The following is an 18,202-nucleotide window of genomic DNA, read 5'->3' on the forward strand; positions in this document are numbered from 1 at the left end:
GATCATCCTGTCAATGGTGATCTTTGCGTTCTTGAAGGTCAGCTTTATTCCGCTACCTGAACCGCCGGACATCATTGGCATTGCAGGCATCTGGAAGCCAGCTGCAGGCATCATCATTGGAGCGGCTGCGACTGCTACTTCCTCTTCTTCTTCCTCTTCTTCTTCCTCTTCTTCAGCTGCTGCCCAGGTGGCAACTATTGGGTGTTTCTTCTCTTCGAGGAAGGCCTTCAGGGACTGGATGTCAGTTGCATCTTTCTCGGTTGCGATCTTGTCTTTGAGGTCTGCAGGGATGGTTTCGTCAATCTTCTCCTTAAGCATCGAGGGGAGCCAGACAACTCTGTTCCAGCCGCCGTCAGCCTGGATGAACTTCGGGGAATAGAAGTAGTTGATACCGATACCGAGGAAACCTACGATCTGCTTTCCGCCACCAGTCTGACCGGCCATTGTGGAGAAGCCAATACCGTTCGGGGCCATTCCCTGGTACTCTCTGTTAACCCAGCCAATACCGTCGACTTCAGGGATGTAGAACCCGACTACTTCAAAGCAGCCGCAGGATGTGTGCGGGGAGTCAAAGAAGGAGTGGAGTTTTATCTTGTCGAATTCGCCGGCGGAGAGTTTCTTGGCAATTTCGTTTACACCGGAGTATTCACCCATATTGGCATCAAGAAGTTCACCCTTGGCGATTTCAAACTGGGGACCTTCGGGGTCTACCTTTGCTGCTGCACGGCCGTCGAACCAGTTGATTGCACCACAGAGAGAAACCCTGTCAGGAGAGACTACACAGACGTTGGTCGGAGCAAAGGACTGGCAGAGTGTGCATCCGTAGAAGACATCCACATCTTCATCGTGCAGGTCTTTTGTCCTTGCGTCTCTTGCCTTGAAGATATCCTTTGCGGCTTCGAGCTGCTTCTTAACCTCTTCTTCATCGGTGTAGAAGGTAACCTGCATCTTCTCGATGAAGGGCAGTTCACTCTTGAAGAGCATCATTACAGCTTTTCCGAAGGAGTCGAAGGAGTCCATCTTTGCAGCTGTGTCCTTGGAAACTCTCATCCAGACATCGTACCTCTGGTTCAGGTGCATGATGCCCTGGCAGTAGTTGATGAAGTCGTGAACACGCCTTTCTACGACTGATTCGAGATCAGGCTCGACAAGTTCTCCACCAATGTTAAAGACCATTGCCCAGGGGTATGTCTTCCCTTCTTCGAGCTGCTTAAGGTCAGGACCGACAATTGTTACTTTGTCATCCACGATTGAATCCATATCTGCCGCACGGACAAGTTCCAGACCGACGGACTTCGGGCCACCAAGCTCTACAAACATTCCTTCTTTTCTTACTCTTTCTCCTTCATACATTGGGGAAATGTCAAATGGGAATTCTGCCATTGTGTTTTCGCCTCCTAAATAGAATTATAATGCATCAATAAGTTCATCCAGGGCAGCATAGTGGTCTGCCTTACTCAGGTTTCCGAAGGACATTGTTGCGTTCTGGATGTAGTTCCTGTCAATTGCGATTGCCTTTATACTACTGAAGTTTTTAGTCCCGGACAGTACCTGATTGAGGTAATATTTGATGTGCCCAAGGACGATGAGTGTGTCATAAGTCCCATTGCCGTCAAGCCCGGGCCAGTTTTGGTCTGTTACATAAAAGCCTAGCTGGTGAAGGTTGATGTACTTTGCATCAACATCCTTGTCAACAAAGCCGGGCATAGAGCTTCCGGTAGCTGCAATAGGAATTTTTGTTTTCTGTGAAATCTTCACTACCCTGGCCAGGAGTTCCGGATCAAGGATCTTTGTCCCAACCACAATGAGTGGCCTCTTTGCCTTTGAAATCAACTTGGCTGCTACCTCAGGGGTGGTCGCTTTGGAAGTTGTCACTCCGTAACTGGTAAAAAGCTTGGTGTTTTTGGTAGTGTCTACCATTTTCAGGCCTCCTTGCAAAGTCTCTTGAGGTTCGTTGGCTGTGCTGAGACATCGAACTTAATCTTCGGACCGGAGATAATTTTCTTCCTCTTCCAGTCAATTTCCCAGCCATGCTCTGCTTCAAGCCTCTTGAGGAGTGATTCACGCTTGGCAAGTGGGAGGTCGGCTTCGTTTCTAACGAACTTCCACCAGTCTTCCGGTTCTACTCCGAGGTACTTCAAGGAAAGCTCCATCCAGTGGGTCAGCTTTATAGATCTGCCCATGTTGTTGTCGGACGGGCGGATGCAGGCTTTTGCCATCATGGGGATTGCTTCCTGCCAGGTCTCTGCGGTTGTCAACAGGAATTCCGGTGCTGGTGGGATGTTCATCTCTGAGCCATCTCTGGCGTCATAGACTTTCCACTTGGACTCATCATAGTTCTTGGCAATCAGGGCTCTCCTGTACTTGGAACTGTGTGGGCCGAGCACTGCCGGGATACCATAGATATTACATCCGGTACCGATTGAGGCTGCTTTCTGAGAGTATGCACCCCAGGCAAGTCCGCATGCGCCTACACGGTTGAGAGTGTAGTCTGCAATTTCTGCCAGGTTTCCTGCCATGGTCCTCTGGGCAAAGATTCCGGCAACTTTCTCAGCGGCTCCAGTGATGTGTGCGTTGGACACACAGGAACCATTGTTAAGCAGTCCGCCACCTGCGAATGTACCCGGATACCTTTCGTAAAGGGTCTTGCCTTCTTCGTCCTTGAACATACCAATGTCCATTGCGGAACATCCGGTAACGGCCAGGAGGTAGTTTCTCTTCAGGAACTCTTCGGCGATGAGGTAAACATCTTTGGTACCGCTTGGGTAGTTCGGACATCCGATGATTGCGATGATGCCTGGGGTAGTCCCCATAACGAGGTTCAGGCCTTCTTTCCTGATCTCGGCGTCACTTACCTGTCCTCTGCCGGCTCTGACCCATCCTTTCTCTTCGCTGATAGCCTTCTGTGCAGCTTTCTCAATTACGTTCAGGATTGGGATTTCCTTCTTACAGACCTGTTCGCAGCGGCGGCACCCGATACAGATATCATGGAGGGCTTCAAGGTACTCGTAGCTCCCCTTGGATGCATATTCAAAAGCTTCTGGGATGTCGAGCTCTTCCGGACATGCCAGCAGGCATTCTCCGCACTTGGCACACTTGTCAATGTATACTTTGAACTCTTCGTCAGTCGGGATTGCTGTGATACCTTCTGCATCGCGGATTGGGGCCATTACTTCGGCAAGCTTCGGGACGAGTTCTCCGAGCTTTTCATAGTCCAGCATTACACAACCAGGTATTGCCCCTGACTTGAGTTCCTCAACTATTGAATCCACATCTGCATCTGTGCGGTCCGGCAGGCCCATCATGATCTTTTCGTTGGAAGCGATAACAGGGATCCTGAGCTTCTGGGATTCTGACAGGACATCACCGCGGACGCACTGTTCGTCGACAACAATGACATCAGGCATTCCGGAACGGATAACCTTCAGTTCTTTAGCCAGGGACCCTATGATTTTGGCGTATGGGAGTCTCCTATCGGCTTCTTTGTACCTGCTCATGTCGAATGCGGTACAGCAAAGCCCTGCAATTTCCATCTTGTCGGTGAGGTTATTGTCCTCCATGTAGTCCATGATGTAGGTTACACCGGCTACGTTGTGCCCGATGACAACAATGATTGGCTTGGACTGGTCAAGGGTTCCCATTCCGATTTCAATGAGAGGGGCTTCCGGATCAGCTTTCGGGAAATCATATGCCGAGATCTGGGCAATATCAGAAATTTCCATGCCGACGTGGTCCAGGCTACCACTGAATAGGGACTTTGAGTCGTAGTCAATTTCTGCGCTTTCCTGACCTGCGTGGATGGTTGCAAGGAGCTGGGTGAGCTGTTCTTCAACATACTCCATTGGAGCTCTGCATTCTCCGAGGGTCTTTGGGCTGAGCCCTGTGCAGATTGTGACGTTAGGTGTCAGGACATTTGATTCTCCAAGGTTGAGTGGAAGATCTTCACCAAAGATCTCGATCACATGGTCAAGCAGGTGGCGTCCGTGGGCAGCATGGCATGCAGTACCTGTAATTACACGGAGGAAGAATTCCCTTCCTGTCTGGCCAGCCATGTCAATACCACAGGCTCCTCTTTTGTTTCCGGAAAGGTCACAAGGTCCATAGGTACAGTAACAGCACTGGTCACACATGGGGGTTAAAACAGGCTCGTAGCGGTTAAGAAGAAGCAAGTTCCAGCTTCTGTAGGATGCTATGCTGGCCAGATTAGTAGGTCCCATCGGACCTAATTCTTTTGCTTTTTCTTCCGCAGCCTCCTTTGCTGCCCCTACAATATTATTGATAGTGATCTGAACGGATTCAAGATCTTCTATAGAAAAACTCCCAGTAGTTAATTTGCTCATTTTAGCTTTACCTCCTAAATACGCTTAAAGTCACTTCATCCGACGATTCTTGAAAGTTCCAGCTATTTAAATGACTTTTTTAGAGATCGTTTTTCACTTTTTATAGAAATTACACACTTAAAATACAAAATCAAGTACAGTATATTAAGCAGTTAAAACTTGAATTTTTAAAGAGTTGGGAGTTCACTGCTTTTATTTTAGACATCAAGTGGGTAAGTCCTATATTCGTAAATATTGTGATCTCATAAAAATAAAAGAGATCTTAGAGACTATCCGAAAAGTTCTATGCATGTTGTAAAATTTACAATTGGACAATTAGTGTTCATTATCCGGAATCCGTTCTTTTGTGATTTGTCGATTGTAGAAGTTACAGTAGGTCACAGCACTTTTTGGATATACTCCTAAATTACACATTAGCGACGTATTATAAATAATTTCCATTTCTGTTCGGTTTAAATATAAAAATAAAAAAATTATATTATATATATCCAATCTAAACTCTTACGAGTCGTTTACTCGTGGTGACGCATGAAAAACGGCATCATCTACTCATTTTTCCTAAGAAAAGAATATGAAATTATTCGAATAAGATGCAAAACGAAAGTACCAGTGAGTAGCAGAACTTTTACGTTAAATCAGGTGTAAAAGGCAGAAAATAGCCACATGACTAACAGACATATGATACAAAACTATTAAGTAAACGTCATAGTCATACTCACATTTTATACAGTTATGGGTTTATTGCCATTGGTTTTGTACTTAAAATGCCGAATCCTAAAAATGGCTTCAGAGCTTTTTAATTTTATCGATAGTCAAATTGTTTTAGCATTAGTTATTTATACAACCTCTCTTTTGTGTATTTTGACAGTCGATTGAGTTAAGCGGAGTATCAAGAATCCCAAAAGTTACTTATTACGAACTCAGTGAAATTCCACTAAATGTTCTCGTAATTATTAACGTGTCCTTAGAAGAGGAGACATTCGTCTTTGCGACCTTCTCCAGGTAGAGCAGAATGAGGCTGCTGACAGAATAGGGTATCTCATAAAACGTTCTGGAACGACCTCCTAAAGTCCTGAGAAAAGTGTGGGGCCTGCTTTAACGAGCCACTTTACTTTTTTCCGCAGCCTCCTTTGCTGCCCCTACAATATTATTGATAGTGATCTGGACGGATTCAAGATCTTCTATAGAAAAACTCTCGGTAGTTAATTTGCTCATTTTAGCTTTACCTCCTAAATACGCTTAAAGCCACTTTATCAGAGGATTGTATTTACGATATTTAACATACTGAGACTGACTGTGCAATTTATATTGACGTCTGCTTGAAAGTTCCAGCTATTTAAATGACATTTTTAGTAGATCGTTTTTAACGTTTTAGAATTTACACACTTACAATACAAAATCAAGTACAGTAAATTAAACAGTTAAAACTTGAATTTTCAGAGATTTGGGGGTTCAACGCTTTTGTTTTAGACCTCAAGTGGGTAAGTCCTGTATTGGTAAAAGTTGTAATCTCAGAATAATAAAGTGGGTAAGTCCTGTATTGGTAAAAGTTGTAATCCAGAATAATAAAAGAGATATTAGAGACTATCCGAAAAGTTCTGTGCATGTTGTAAAATTTACAATTGGACAATTAGTGTTCATTATCCGGAATCCGTTCATTTGTGATCGCTGATTGTAAAAGTTACAGTAGGTCACAGCACTTTTCGGTTAGACCCCTAAATTACACATAAGCGACGTACTATAAATAGTTTTCATTTCTGTTCGGATTAATTATAAAAATAAAAAAATCCGTTGTATAAATCCTATTTAAACTCTTACGAGTCGTTGACTCATAATAAAGCATGAAAAACGGCATCATCTTCTCATTTTTTATAAGAAATGAACATGAAATTATTCGAATAAGGGATAAAACGAAAGTACCAGTGATTGGCAGAACTTTTACGTTAAATCAGGTGTAAAAGGCAGAAAATAGCCACAGGACTAACGGACATATGGTATAAAACTATTAAGTAAACGTCATATTTATAACCCCATTTTATACAGTTATGAGTTTGTTGCTATCGGTTTTGTACTTAAAATGCCGAATCATAAAAATGGCTTCGGAGCTTATTAATTTTATCAATAGTTAAATTGTTGTAGCATTAGTTATTTATACAACCTCTCTTTTGAGTATTTTGACAGTCGATTGAGTTAAGCGGAGTATCAAGAATCCCAAAAGTTACTTATTACGAACTCAGTGAAATTCCGCTAAGCGTTCACGTAATTATTGCCGTGTCCCTGGAAGAGCTTGAGGCTATTCGTCTTTGCGACCTTCTCCAGGTAGAGCAGAGCGAGGCTGCTGACAGAATGGAAGTATCCCGGAAAACTTTTCGGAACGACCTCAAAAAGGCACGACAGAAGGTGGCTGATGCTCTTGTCAACGGAAAAGCGATCGAGATATCTGGAGGAGAATACGTTAATAGTGGTGAATGCAAGGTCGATTTCTGTTCCCAGCAAAACACTTATGGCCGCTATATGCGGGGATTTTTTGGTAACTTTAATCGTCTCAAACTTTTGGATTCCTGGTTTGATGGCATTCCAGCTGAGTAGATACTTTTGGCGTTATTATGGTATTTTGTGTTTACTCTAATCCTTAATGACGATGTTAAGGTATACTTTAAACGCTTTAAGTAAAATATATTGATCGATAGATATTTATTACGTGTCGCATAAGTGTAATTTGATGGTCAATAGAGTTAAACGCAGGGTATCTTGCTTTCCAAAGGCCACCTATTACAAACCCAGAGAAATCCCTCTTTGCCATCTGGAAATCGCCAACCTATCCATAGAAGAGCTTGAGGCTATTCGTCTTTGTGATCTTCTCCAGGTAGAGCAGAGCGAGGCTGCTGACAGAATGGGAGTATCCCGGAAAACTTTCTGGAGCGACCTCCAAAAGGCACGACAGAAGGTGGCTGATGCTCTTGTCAACGGAAAGGCAATCGAGATCTCTGGAGGAGAATACGTTAATAGTGGTGAATGCAAGGTCGATTTTTTCTGTAAAGAATGCGATCATGTGTGGGAACCAAAGTGCAATCAATCTCGTCCCGCAAGCTGTCCGAATTGTGGTTCCGATCTAATTTTCCGACTCGGCGGCGATGGAAGGGGAAAGAGGTTTATTGAGAACGATTACTGTTGCCCTAAAAAAAGGGAAAGCAGCAGGAATACTAATGAAGGAAGCAAAAAAGTGACAACAATAGCTATACCATCGATGAGTGATACTGGATTGGAGTCTGATGTATGTGCCCATTTTGGCTCATGCGAATACTTTACCATTGTAGATGTACGTGATAAAGCCATTACTGGAATCAGGACGATAAGCAACAGGGCTATAGATGGCGAGCACAATTGTGCTGCCCCTTCGAGAATCTTGAAATCGCAAAATGTCGAGATCGTACTTGTCTCGGGCATCGGCGGAAGACCGTTAATGTCGCTGGCTGAAAATAAAATCAAGGTGTTTGCAGGAGCTGCGGGCAAGATTTCCGATGCAGTTCAGAACTTTAACGATGGGGTATTATCAGAATTGTCTACTACGGGCACATGCAACTGCTCTCATCATTAAAGTGAGATAACTGTATATTGAAAGATAAATGCAATTTCTGCGAGGGCATATTTATTCTATACATTTCCTTCAACTGAAATGAAATGTATAGAAAAAAATAACTCTTCAGGCAGTCTTTACAAGACTACCTGAAGAGTTGCAGAAATTTAAATAAAATTGCTTGTAGATTAGACCTACTTTTTGTAGATTAAAAATTTTATGTATGTTTAACATATTTTTTATTCCCACGCATATTTGTAAGTTTTTAAAGGAAAAAGTGAAAAAGCTTGATAGAACAATCTCAATTAATCTATTTCATTGCAGCCTCGGCAGCCCTTACATTTCTTCCGGGGCCCGACATTCTATTCGTTCTCACTCAGAGCATTTCACAGGGAAAAATGGCAGGAATTGCAACAGCAACAGGTTTGTGTACAGGCATACTTGTCCATACCAGTGCAGCTGCATTCGGGATTTCCGCCCTTGTGTATAAATCTGCCCTTGCCTTCGAAATCGTAAAATATGCCGGGGCAGCTTACCTGCTTTATCTTGCCTGGAATACCTTAAAAGAGAATGAACAGCTGGTGTCTTCTGCCCCAGTCCGGGAAAATAATGCGTTTGCCCTTTACAGGCGCGGGATTTTCATGAATGTTCTTAATCCTAAAGTTGCCCTCTTCTTCCTGGCATTCCTCCCCCAGTTTGTAAATACCGGAGCAGGCAGTGTTCCCATGCAGATGGTATTCCTGGGAGTAATGTTCCTGGTACAGGCCTGGGTGATCTTTACTGCAATCTCGGTCTTTGCCGGAGCTATTGGCGATAAAATTACACAAAAACCCGGAATCGGGAAGTACATCAAGTGGGGGAAAGCAGGCATCTTTACCGTAATAGGGGTAAAACTTGCGCTGTCCCACAAATGAGTAAAAAACTTCCGATTTAATTAATGATTCAAGTCTTCAAAAGCTGAAATTGTCCGATTTTAAGTTTTTTCCTTTAAGCGGGCTGGGAAAAAATATAAAATAATATTTTTTCTTTTTCACCGTGAGTTATTTTGCAGTATTTTTCTCTTCCTTTTCCTTCTCTTTTTCCTTCTTCGTTAAGTCATTCATCAAGCCCTTTTCTTCCTACTATATAGTTTGCAACCCTGAGGGCATCCCTTTCTCCGGTTTCTTTTTCGGAGGAGTCACTTAATTTCACTACCGGAATGCCGTTTACACTGTGGAGTTTAATTACCATATTCAGAGGAGGGCTTTCCCGGAAGAAATCATAATTGTTGGTAAGGCTTGTGCCGATTCCGAAACTACAGTTGATTTTGCCCTGGCAGTACTTTTTGAGCCGGATTGCAGCTTCAGCGTCGAGGGCGTCGCTGAAAACGATTACCTTTTTCATGGGGTCAATGCCCATTTTCCTGTAATGCTCTATAACCCTGTCCACAAAGATGAGAGGGTCTCCGCTGTCGTGCCTGAAGCCGTCGTAGATTTTTGACAGCTTCAGGTCCATATCCTTAAAAAAAGCCTCAGAGCCGAATGTATCCGTAAGGGCAATTCCAAGGTCTCCTTTGTAGACCTCCACCCAATTTTCAAAAGCGAAGCGGTTAGCGTACCTGAGCCCTATAAGAGCAGAAGTGCCCATGATCCATTCGTGACCTACCGTTCCGATGGGTTTTAAGCCGTATTTTTTTGCAAAATAGACATTGCTTGTTCCTGTGAGGGTTTTTATCTGCAGGAGGTTTTTCATCACATGGTCGTGGAGTTCAAAGCTTCTCCGCCTGCGGGTCCCGAATTCAGAAAAAAGACAGCCGTTTTCCTCAAGCGACTTTCCGATTTCCAGAATTTTGTCTCCATAAGCTGCAAGTACGGATTCGGATGTACCCGGGCTTATCGTGTTCCCGTTCCACTCCTTCTCTATAGTTGTGAAATAGAGCTCGGAAACCGCAGCCATAAGGACAATCTCCCACAGAATCGTGCTGTGCCAGGGCCCTTTTATCCGTATGTCAAGTTCTTTTTCCCCTGTGAGGCAGACTTTTACTTCCTCGGGTCTGAAACGAAAATTTTTTAGGTATTCAAGATACATGGGTTTCAGAAAAGGACAGTATTCACCAAGCCAATGATATTCTTCTTCTGTCAGCCTTAATCCGGTTATCTCTTCGTCTATGACTCTCCGGAGCTCTACTACAAACTCTTCGGAAAAGCGCTGGGGTCCCCGGTTGGTAAAACGGTATTCTGCTTCTGCTTTGGGGAATAGTTCCAGTACAGCCATCTGCATGGTGAACTTGTAAAGATCGTTATCAAGTATGGATTTTATCACGGAAGGCCTTCCTTTAACGTTTTAGGTTGCTTCTGGTGCAACATCCGTAACTTCTTAGTAATATTTCGGCTTTTTGCTTCATGTATATAGCCTTTTATATTTTTAAAATTGCTGATTTCTAATGTACCCACATAAAAGCAAGTTTTCTTTATTAAGATTGGGCAGGCTTTAAATCTTTTTCCTGTCTTTCCCGCCAAACAAATAATTACCTGAAAGACAGATAATTATTCTGAAAATTAATTTTAACAGGGGTTTTTGGGGAAATGGAAAGAGAACTTAAGTTCGCAACTAAATGCGTGCATGCAGGAGAAAAGCCGGACCCGGTCTTCGGGGCGCACACGACTCCGATATTCCAGACTTCAACTTTTATTTTTGAGAATGTAGAACAGGGTGCTGCCAGATTTGCAGGAGAGGAAGCCGGGTATGTATACGCAAGAATCCCTCCGAACACACCAACACATGCGGTCCTTGCCGAAAAGGTTGCTGCGCTTGAGGGTGGGGAGGCAGGACAGACTTTTGCTTCAGGAATGGCCGCAATAACTGCAGTTGTGCTTTCTGCTCTGAAACAGGGAGACCACCTTATCTCAACGGATGTGGTGTATGGCTGCACCTACAGCCTCTTTTCAGAGGTTCTGCCCGGGCTCGGGATAGATGTCAGTTTTGTTGATACGTCCGATATAGAAAATGTGAGGGCAGCCTTTAAGCCCGAAACTAAAATGGTCTTTCTGGAAACACCTGCCAATCCCACGATAACTGTCTGTGACATCAGGGAAATTGCCGGGCTTGCAAGGGCACAGGGAGCCATCTGCGTCGTAGACAATACCTTTGCCACGCCTTATTTCCAGAAGCCTCTTCTGCTCGGGGCGGACGTTTCCCTCAGCAGCTGTACTAAATACATAGGCGGGCACGCAGACCTGCTCGGCGGAGTCGTTGTAGGAAGCAGGGATTTTATGAAAAGCCTGGGAAAGGTTGTCGGATATACGGGCGGGATCATGGGAGTGCACGAAGCCTGGCTCTGCATCAGGGGGCTTAAGACCCTGCACATCCGGATGGATAGGCATGCCGAAAACGCCATGAAGGTTGCGAGCTTCCTTGAGTCCCATCCCGCAGTGATATGGGTAAGGTATCCGGGGCTTTCAAGCCATCCCCAGCACGAGATCGCAAAAAAACAGATGAGCGGGTATGGTGGAATGCTCTCTTTCGAGATCCGGGGCGGGATTGAAGCCGGGCGCAGGCTTATGGATAACGTCAGGCTCTGCTCCCTTGCAGTGAGTCTCGGGGCAACTGATACCCTTATCCAGCACCCTGCTTCCATGACCCATGCCTGTATTCCAGGGCATATCAGAAATAAGGTAGGAATTAAAGACGGACTTGTCAGGCTATCTGTGGGAATCGAGGACCCTGAGGATATAATTGCAGACCTTGAACAGGCCCTTTCAAAAACTTAATGCTGGGCAGGAAGAGGATTTCACCTGTTTTATTTTCGGAACCCGACAAGGTATATTTGCCGCTGGAATAATCTTCTATCTACAACATTAAAAGCATAAAACCAGAACCGCAAGACCAGACAAACCGTAAGCTAAATTGAAAGACTGAACCGCGAGACCGAAACCGCAAATTGAAATCCGGGGGAATTTCATATGAAAGCACTTGTATTCGGAGCCGATGGTTTTGAAGACCTCGAACTTTTCTACCCTTACCACCGTTTGAAAGAAGAAGGAATTACCACACATGTCGCCTCTATGAAGAGGGGGCCGATAACGGGAAAGCACGGGTATGAAATTGATGCTGACATCGCCTTTAAGGATGTAAACCCTGCAGATTATGACATCCTTGTGATATCCGGTGGAAAAGGGCCCGAAAAAATGAGGCTCGACAAAGATGCCCTTGAGATTGTAAAACACTTTTTCAAGGAAAACAAACCCGTTGCTGCAATCTGCCACGGCCCCCAGGTCCTCATCTCGGCAGGTGTTATAAAAGGCAGGAAAGCCACCTGCTGGATAGGGATAAGGGACGACATTATGGCCGCAGGAGCACTTTACGAAGATCGTGAAGTTGTCGTGGACGGAAATTTGGTATCATCAAGGAACCCCTCTGACCTTTACGCTTTTGGAAGGGAAATAATTAAACTGCTGAAATAAACTATTTTTAGGAGTACGGGGTTTTGGGGATGGTAGGTAAAATAGCCATTACAATAAAATTTAGTTTATAAAGTCAAGCTTAAAATTAAATCTGAGTCTACGATTGGGATAAGGCTTACACATTTTAACTGAAAAATAGTAGCATTGAATTGTTAAATAGCTAAAATGTAAATTTAAACCATGCTATTTACTGTATTTGATTTTTTACATCGAGTGCGTAACTCCTATGAAAAAAGTATTATCTTTAAGTAATTATTTATAGATAATTAATTCTGTATCTTTTAGAGACATGATGAAACTAAAAGAAATAAAGGATAATGCAAAAAAATACCTCGAATTATGCAAACTTCTATACACAGACTCTCGCACCCCCAAAATTACAAAAATATTTTTATGGATTACTATAGGCTATGCATTATCACCAATCGATTTAATACCTGATTTCATACCTGTAATTGGATATCTCGACGATATGGTAATCCTTCCTGTTCTTTTGTATATTGCAATAAAATCAGTACCTAAAGAGGTATATATAGAAAATTACGTTAAGATTTTAAAGAAATAAAGGTCGTTGAGTGAGAATGCCAGGATTATGGTATCTTAAAAAGATTTTGTAAAATTTTGATGGGGGATGAGTTCATCAACTTGTCTATTTGGCTGCTTTCCATCGATAGTATTATTGTATAAATACAAACAAACACAAGATATATAAACAGCAATTAAGTATAATCAAAAATGTGTCAATCTCACAAAAAACAACAAATACAACAATAGACAAAGCAATACTCTTAGCGCCAACTGTCCTTATATACTTCATTAGCTACTTTTTTATATTTATTAAAGAGAACCGGATGAAAACAATAACATTAGACTATACAACCGCCTTAATAAGCTTAATACCACCAATAATATTTTTAGCAGCAATATTTCTTATTCACAAATTATCAAGCAAATCGGTTAAGAGTACCAAAAAAATTCCTTAAAAAAGGTTAATTTTGTGAGACTTTCTTGTTTTCACCCTACATTCCGCAGATGTACACAGATGTAGAATATATTTGCCGATTTGCTCACTCTACTCATTAAAGGCAAAATGGATTTTTAAGCTACTGCCATATTGGGATAATTGATGGTATTTCTGTGTACATCACGGAAATTGAGTTTGATAAATATACCATCCTTTGTATGCAGCGGGTCCTTCGACAGGCAAGGCCTTCACGCCTGGCATCTTAACCTCCCCTTATCTCGAGCGAGAGCTCTGGCTTTTTAGATTAGCTTTGAGATATATGTGCGTGGTTAGGTATGTAGAGGGTTACAAAAAAGAAACTATGCTTGATTCCATCTTAGCCTCGTATGTGCTCCAGCTTCAATAATAAGTGTCTTCTGCGTCATAGGGAACTGGCTGGAATGGACCATTTGTCTCGAGTTGATGTATCTTTTGTCATCGGTTAACGAATTTTATGCACACCTCCGAATACCATTTTTGCGATTTTCAGACTTAAATGTTAGATGCTGGCATAAAATTAACATTTTTAGAAGTTTTGTATCTTAACTGAATCCAGATGAAATAGATTAAGGACATCATTATCTGGCAAAAGCAATTATGGACTGCAGAAAAACTTTTGATAAAGGGGGAGTCTGCCCCCATCTGCGGCTTTCCTCTTAAAAAAAGAGGAATAATAAAAGAGTCAATCTTAAGCTGAAAAAAGATATAACGCTTGATATTCTAATACTGTCTTAATTTAGAGGTCCCGGAAATACAGCCGGATAAAAATTTAAGGTGGTAATAGAAGTATGAAGGATATAGAAGATTTAATACAGAAAGCTGTGGAACTGCAGAGTAATGGGCTTATTACCGCCCAGATTGCCGATGAACTCAACGTTTCAAGAGAAACGGTTACCTGGCTTTTAACCCGTTCAAAAAAAGAAGAAACAACTCCCGCTCCTAAAGATATTTCTGTAAACTGGAGCAGTATAGGGAAAAGTGCTGAACGTCTCCACAACATCTCGCTTGCACTCTGTGACATGGTGCTTGAGACCCTGGAAAAGGAAAACGCCGAGGTAGACGTGGTTGTTGGCATTGCTGCCAATGGTATTCCCCTGGCAAGCATGATGGCATATGAACTGGGTACAGATTTAGCGATTTATCATCGTAAAGGACAGGATATTGTTCAGACAGGCCACAGGGGGACCATCAGCAGAAATTTTGGATCAGTTGCCGGTAAAAACTGCGTTATCGTGGATGATGTTGTTACCACCGGTTCCACCAGTATGGAAGTAATTGAGCAGCTGAGAGAAATGGATGCAAAACCAAGAGTTGTAGCGGTACTGGTCGATAAAAAAGGTGCAGATACAATCTCTAATGTTCCGATTCAGTCTCTTGTAAGAATTGTACGTTTGGACTGAAAAATACCCAGGTTCGTTACGAAATAACTTAGACAACACATAATTATTTTGGAACAAAATCGATGGAGATGCTTACGAAAATAGTTAAGCACAGTGTAAACATGGACCTGAGTTATTTCGCGTTGGAGCCTCAGAAGGTTAACCTGTACCTGAAGAGTTTGTCACCCTATGGATGAGACTAAGGCAAGGCCTTCACGCCGGATGTCCAGAATACCTATCCTTATCCCGAGCGATAGCCCTGACCTTTTAGACTAGCTTTCAGGTATATGTGCTTAGATGTGCTTAGGTCTGGGAGATACGTCTTCGGGAGATACGTGCAAAATAGCTATCCCGGATTCTCGTCCAGATCACTACAATGCCTTCGGCAGAAATGCTCACCCTATCAGTTTTCTTAATATCCTGAGCCGATGGGCCAAATACTCAATACCCGGATTCACACCCTGTGATAAGGTTGCTAGAGGGTTTTTTGGGTATGTTACGTGGTTAACCAGGGAATAAAGAAAAAGCGTTTTTTATTCTATTCAAAATGTCAAAACGGCACCTTTTTATTATGTAAATACATATATTTTGAAAATGTTTATAACGTGTCATCAAGTTTAATGAGTAATTATACAACCATTCTTTAAGCTGACAAACAATCCATAAAACTAGAGATTTTGAGGGGTTATCATGAAAGATTCTGAAGTAAAAATGTTGGACGAAAACGACCATATTTTTATTAAAGCATTAAGTGATCTCGGGATGTCAAGAAATGCCGCTACAACCATGGCATATCTTATGAATGTAGACGAAGCTTCATCCTGGGAAATTGAAATAAGTACTGGATTAAGGCAACCCGAAGTCAGTCTTGCAATGAGGTTAATGTGCGATAAGTCCTGGGTTAATATGCGCTCCGAAAAAAAGCCGGGAAAAGGGCGGCCGATGAAGATTTATTCTCTTGCGGCTCCGGTTGACGAGATCATAAGTTATTACGAAGACCAGATTTACAAAGAATCTCAGGCAACCATCTCAGTAATCAAGAAACTGAAAGTGATGAGCAAACAGGTGTCTCTTACTCTCTCAAAGTGAAGGCTTTCAAAAAGGATTAACTCCATAATGGCTGACAATCCTTTTTTGGAATTCACTATTATGGAAAAAAACATTTAATATGGACAGCTTGCTTTTGGGTAACTTCATTTAGCTTTTCTATCTTCTCATCCTTAATGTGCAGCTGGTTCTTCGACAGGCAACGCCTTCACGCCTTAATCCCTATCCTTTCCCAGCGATAGCCTTCGCCTTTGTACGTGGCTTCCAGATATGTGTACGTGTTCGGTATGTGGAGGGTTACAGAAGCTATGCTTGGTTCCCGTCCAGATCACTACAAACTCGATAGATATTCTAGTGTCGCGTCAGCAGTAAAATGTCGTATAAAATCAAGAACAACTATTCAGAATTATTCAATCCTTGAGGATTGACGCGACACCAGGAAACTTTTTAATATCTTATGGGATCGTCAAAAAACCCGAAAATAATAAACAGTCTCTAAAATATTCTTTAACATATGACAAATGATAAGTATCATGATAAGTATCGTCTGTTTTATAACTCTCTAAATGATCTTTTAAAAAGCGTTATTAAGTATTTTAGTCCAGTTTGATGCGGATTTTTGCGGAAACGCCATCCCAGGAGAGGCCAAAATAAAGTTCGAGGCGATTTCCACATCTGATCTTCCATAAGGTGAAAAATAGAACCTGCTGCAAGGGTAAGGACTTTGATATCTCCTCTTTTATCATATAAGTATAAACCTGTCAGAAAGAGGGTAAAAGAAAATAACAATGTATGAGCTATTATCCGTCCGTTTGCAATGGTAGAAGAAAAGATAACCATTCCTAGAGGTTTATCTATTAAGTCCGGAAGGAGCGATCCAATGACCAGATATGTTGGATCTATAATGGTCCTTAATTGTGGTATAAAAAATGCAAATCCGAAAAATACCCCCAGCGTGACGCCAATATGTCCAAAAAGAAGCATCAAAATTAAAAGGTACTTTAGTTACATATAAATATGGTCTAAAGATCTGTTTCTTGCAGAACTTTACCAAAATAGCAACGTTTTGACCTAAAGTCCGCCATATTAAACTGGCTGGAATAGACCATTGGTCTCGAGTTGAGGTTAAAAAACAGAGAAATAGCAATATTTTAGGGTAAAAGGTTGCTGTCTGAAAATAAGGTAAATAAGTTTTACTATAAAACCTATTTACCTTTTGCTTCCTTTATATTTATTCGATTGTTTCTATTCTCTCTTTCTTGACAAAGGGCTTGCTGATTTTCTCTGGCATCCAGCTAGGCCTATTTTTTGGGGCTTTGACAACTTGTTTCCATGCCTTGAAAATGTGCACCTTCTTTGTCCCGCGTTCCCTGAGACGGAGAATCTCCGGTTTGGATTTTGTCCCGTTGCTCCGGTTTGCTGCTTTCAGAGCAGCCTGACGAGGCTGTTTTCCAGTGAAAACTCCGTGTTCATTGCCGTCTTCGTCTCTTAATACAAAATTTCTTGTGTCAGACATAAGAGTCATCTCGCAAAATATGTTACTAGAGACTGATTAAGTGTTAAAGCATATAAACTTTTTCTTTGAATGTTGTCGATAGTTATTGGTTTGTGATAAAATCCCCATTATTTTAGGAAGAATATATAAACTAAATTTTTCTATATTGTTGTCAAAATGGGGTATATGTAAATATTTATATCTTAGGATCTGTGATGAAATAATATAGGCAGTAGTTAAGAATGTATTAAATAACTTTCATTAGCTAGATGGCTGATTTGACTTCAACTGAATTATTCATTACCTGAGTTCTTTCGTTACAAATACTTAAGTTTTCTATTTACTCATCCTTTTTGTGCAACTGGTCGGTAAGAAGGTCAACCTGTGCCTGGAGTTGATCCTCCAACAGGCAAAAATAAGGCACGACCTTCATGCCGGATTTCCAACATGCCTATCCTTATCCTGGAAGCCTGGCATAATCCTTCCACGTATGGTTGTCGGGTTTAATAACGGACCGGATTAGAACCATACCTTGAACCATGTAGTTTTTCATCTTCTACTTTTATTTTATGCGATACAGTTTCACCAGTTGGTTTTTCGTCTTCTACTTTTATTTTATGCCAACCACACAAACAGCAACCTTCTTTGTAATGCATGATATGTTTTACAACACAAGCAAACCCTATTGTTGCTAAGATACAACCCACTATTTTCATAAATTTATGCACAATTATTCACTCCAATTTATTATTATACCTTATCGTTTATGAAGATACGCAAACAAGCAGACTTGTTAAATTTGCAACTGGTAGATTTTTTTAACTTTGAACCTTCCATCCCCTGGCAGTTAAATTATTTGCATGTGCTATTCCTGTAGTTGATGGTGCAGCATTTCCAGTTAAATCTAAATCCCCACCAT

General features: G+C 42.0%; 16 protein-coding genes. 9 read left to right on the top strand and 7 right to left on the bottom strand.

From position 1 onward, the window contains the following. From cdhC to cdhA, 3 genes are all read right to left on the bottom strand, one after another. Positions 1–1,383, bottom strand: a 1,383-nt coding sequence (gene cdhC, locus EO93_RS11605) for a CO dehydrogenase/CO-methylating acetyl-CoA synthase complex subunit beta (protein ID WP_048162661.1), incomplete at its 3' end; no start/stop codon positions are given. Positions 1,384–1,407: 24 nt separating this feature from the next. Further along, positions 1,408–1,920, bottom strand: coding sequence for a CO dehydrogenase/acetyl-CoA synthase complex subunit epsilon (gene cdhB / locus EO93_RS11610; protein WP_048135321.1), 513 nt, complete (start codon positions 1,918–1,920; stop codon positions 1,408–1,410). Between the two features lie 2 nt (positions 1,921–1,922). Further along, entirely contained in the window at positions 1,923–4,340 is a 2,418-nt protein-coding gene (cdhA, locus tag EO93_RS11615) for a CO dehydrogenase/acetyl-CoA synthase complex subunit alpha (protein ID WP_048162662.1), read from the bottom strand. Between the two features lie 2,208 nt (positions 4,341–6,548). Between cdhA and EO93_RS11620 the strand changes: the two genes are divergently transcribed. From EO93_RS11620 to EO93_RS11635, 3 genes are all read left to right on the top strand, one after another. Further along, positions 6,549–6,929 (top strand): DUF134 domain-containing protein, encoded by a 381-nt coding sequence (locus tag EO93_RS11620; protein WP_342764204.1) that lies wholly within the window; start codon positions 6,549–6,551, stop codon positions 6,927–6,929. Between the two features lie 133 nt (positions 6,930–7,062). Then, on the top strand, positions 7,063–7,938 hold the full coding sequence (locus EO93_RS18575) for a DUF134 domain-containing protein (protein ID WP_082107644.1): 876 nt from the start codon (positions 7,063–7,065) through the stop codon (positions 7,936–7,938). Between the two features lie 266 nt (positions 7,939–8,204). After that, the gene (locus tag EO93_RS11635; protein ID WP_048162663.1) at positions 8,205–8,831 is read left to right on the top strand and encodes a LysE family translocator; all 627 of its coding nucleotides are present in this window, start codon (positions 8,205–8,207) and stop codon (positions 8,829–8,831) included. Between the two features lie 181 nt (positions 8,832–9,012). On the opposite strand, the gene pncB is transcribed toward EO93_RS11635, so the two are convergent. Next, a complete protein-coding gene (gene pncB, locus EO93_RS11640; RefSeq protein ID WP_048135313.1) occupies positions 9,013–10,218 on the bottom strand; it encodes a nicotinate phosphoribosyltransferase in 1,206 nt (401 codons plus the stop codon). 263 nt (positions 10,219–10,481) lie between these two features. Between pncB and EO93_RS11650 the strand changes: the two genes are divergently transcribed. The 5 genes from EO93_RS11650 to EO93_RS11670 all read left to right on the top strand — a co-directional run bounded on the left by EO93_RS11650 (position 10,482) and on the right by EO93_RS11670 (position 15,830). After that, positions 10,482–11,666, top strand: coding sequence for a PLP-dependent aspartate aminotransferase family protein (locus tag EO93_RS11650; RefSeq protein WP_048162665.1), 1,185 nt, complete (start codon positions 10,482–10,484; stop codon positions 11,664–11,666). Between the two features lie 192 nt (positions 11,667–11,858). After that, positions 11,859–12,359, top strand: coding sequence for a type 1 glutamine amidotransferase domain-containing protein (locus EO93_RS11655; protein ID WP_048162666.1), 501 nt, complete (start codon positions 11,859–11,861; stop codon positions 12,357–12,359). A gap of 292 nt (positions 12,360–12,651) precedes the next feature. Then, on the top strand, positions 12,652–12,924 hold the full coding sequence (locus EO93_RS18510) for a YkvA family protein (RefSeq protein WP_048162667.1): 273 nt from the start codon (positions 12,652–12,654) through the stop codon (positions 12,922–12,924). A gap of 1,226 nt (positions 12,925–14,150) precedes the next feature. Beyond that, the gene (locus tag EO93_RS11665; protein ID WP_048162668.1) at positions 14,151–14,762 is read left to right on the top strand and encodes an orotate phosphoribosyltransferase-like protein; all 612 of its coding nucleotides are present in this window, start codon (positions 14,151–14,153) and stop codon (positions 14,760–14,762) included. Positions 14,763–15,431: 669 nt separating this feature from the next. Beyond that, on the top strand, positions 15,432–15,830 hold the full coding sequence (locus tag EO93_RS11670; RefSeq protein WP_048136087.1) for a transcriptional regulator protein: 399 nt from the start codon (positions 15,432–15,434) through the stop codon (positions 15,828–15,830). Between the two features lie 510 nt (positions 15,831–16,340). Here EO93_RS11670 and EO93_RS11675 read toward each other — a convergent pair. Then, complete coding sequence (locus tag EO93_RS11675; RefSeq protein ID WP_048162669.1) at positions 16,341–16,772, bottom strand: metal-dependent hydrolase; 432 nt, start codon at positions 16,770–16,772, stop codon at positions 16,341–16,343. Positions 16,773–17,019: 247 nt separating this feature from the next. Beyond that, positions 17,020–17,304, bottom strand: coding sequence for a non-histone chromosomal MC1 family protein (locus EO93_RS11680; RefSeq protein WP_048136091.1), 285 nt, complete (start codon positions 17,302–17,304; stop codon positions 17,020–17,022). A 363-nt stretch (positions 17,305–17,667) separates the two neighbouring features. Here EO93_RS11680 and EO93_RS18515 point away from each other — a divergent pair, with 363 nt between their 5' ends. Further along, complete coding sequence (locus EO93_RS18515) at positions 17,668–17,790, top strand: hypothetical protein (protein ID WP_255350226.1); 123 nt, start codon at positions 17,668–17,670, stop codon at positions 17,788–17,790. Here the strand turns inward: EO93_RS18515 and EO93_RS16950 are convergent. After that, the gene (locus tag EO93_RS16950) at positions 17,787–18,011 is read right to left on the bottom strand and encodes a hypothetical protein (protein WP_082106076.1); all 225 of its coding nucleotides are present in this window, start codon (positions 18,009–18,011) and stop codon (positions 17,787–17,789) included. The genes EO93_RS18515 and EO93_RS16950 overlap by 4 nt on opposite strands. Positions 18,012–18,202: the final 191 nt, after the last annotated feature.

The sequence above is a fragment of the Methanosarcina sp. 1.H.A.2.2 genome (genome assembly GCF_000979975.1).
Taxonomy (GTDB): domain Archaea; phylum Halobacteriota; class Methanosarcinia; order Methanosarcinales; family Methanosarcinaceae; genus Methanosarcina.

Excerpts from the sequence above, each read along its gene's own strand:
- EO93_RS11680 (WP_048136091.1), bottom strand. The coding sequence starts at position 17,304 with ATGTCTGACACAAGAAATTTTGTATTAAGAGACGAAGACGGCAATGAA.
- EO93_RS11675 (WP_048162669.1), bottom strand. The coding sequence starts at position 16,772 with ATGCTTCTTTTTGGACATATTGGCGTCACGCTGGGGGTATTTTTCGGA.
- cdhB (WP_048135321.1), bottom strand. The coding sequence starts at position 1,920 with ATGGTAGACACTACCAAAAACACCAAGCTTTTTACCAGTTACGGAGTG.
- EO93_RS11655 (WP_048162666.1), top strand. The coding sequence starts at position 11,859 with ATGAAAGCACTTGTATTCGGAGCCGATGGTTTTGAAGACCTCGAACTT.
- cdhA (WP_048162662.1), bottom strand. The coding sequence starts at position 4,340 with ATGAGCAAATTAACTACTGGGAGTTTTTCTATAGAAGATCTTGAATCC.
- EO93_RS11670 (WP_048136087.1), top strand. The coding sequence starts at position 15,432 with ATGAAAGATTCTGAAGTAAAAATGTTGGACGAAAACGACCATATTTTT.
- EO93_RS11665 (WP_048162668.1), top strand. The coding sequence starts at position 14,151 with ATGAAGGATATAGAAGATTTAATACAGAAAGCTGTGGAACTGCAGAGT.
- EO93_RS18510 (WP_048162667.1), top strand. The coding sequence starts at position 12,652 with ATGAAACTAAAAGAAATAAAGGATAATGCAAAAAAATACCTCGAATTA.
- EO93_RS18575 (WP_082107644.1), top strand. The coding sequence starts at position 7,063 with ATGGTCAATAGAGTTAAACGCAGGGTATCTTGCTTTCCAAAGGCCACC.
- EO93_RS11650 (WP_048162665.1), top strand. The coding sequence starts at position 10,482 with ATGGAAAGAGAACTTAAGTTCGCAACTAAATGCGTGCATGCAGGAGAA.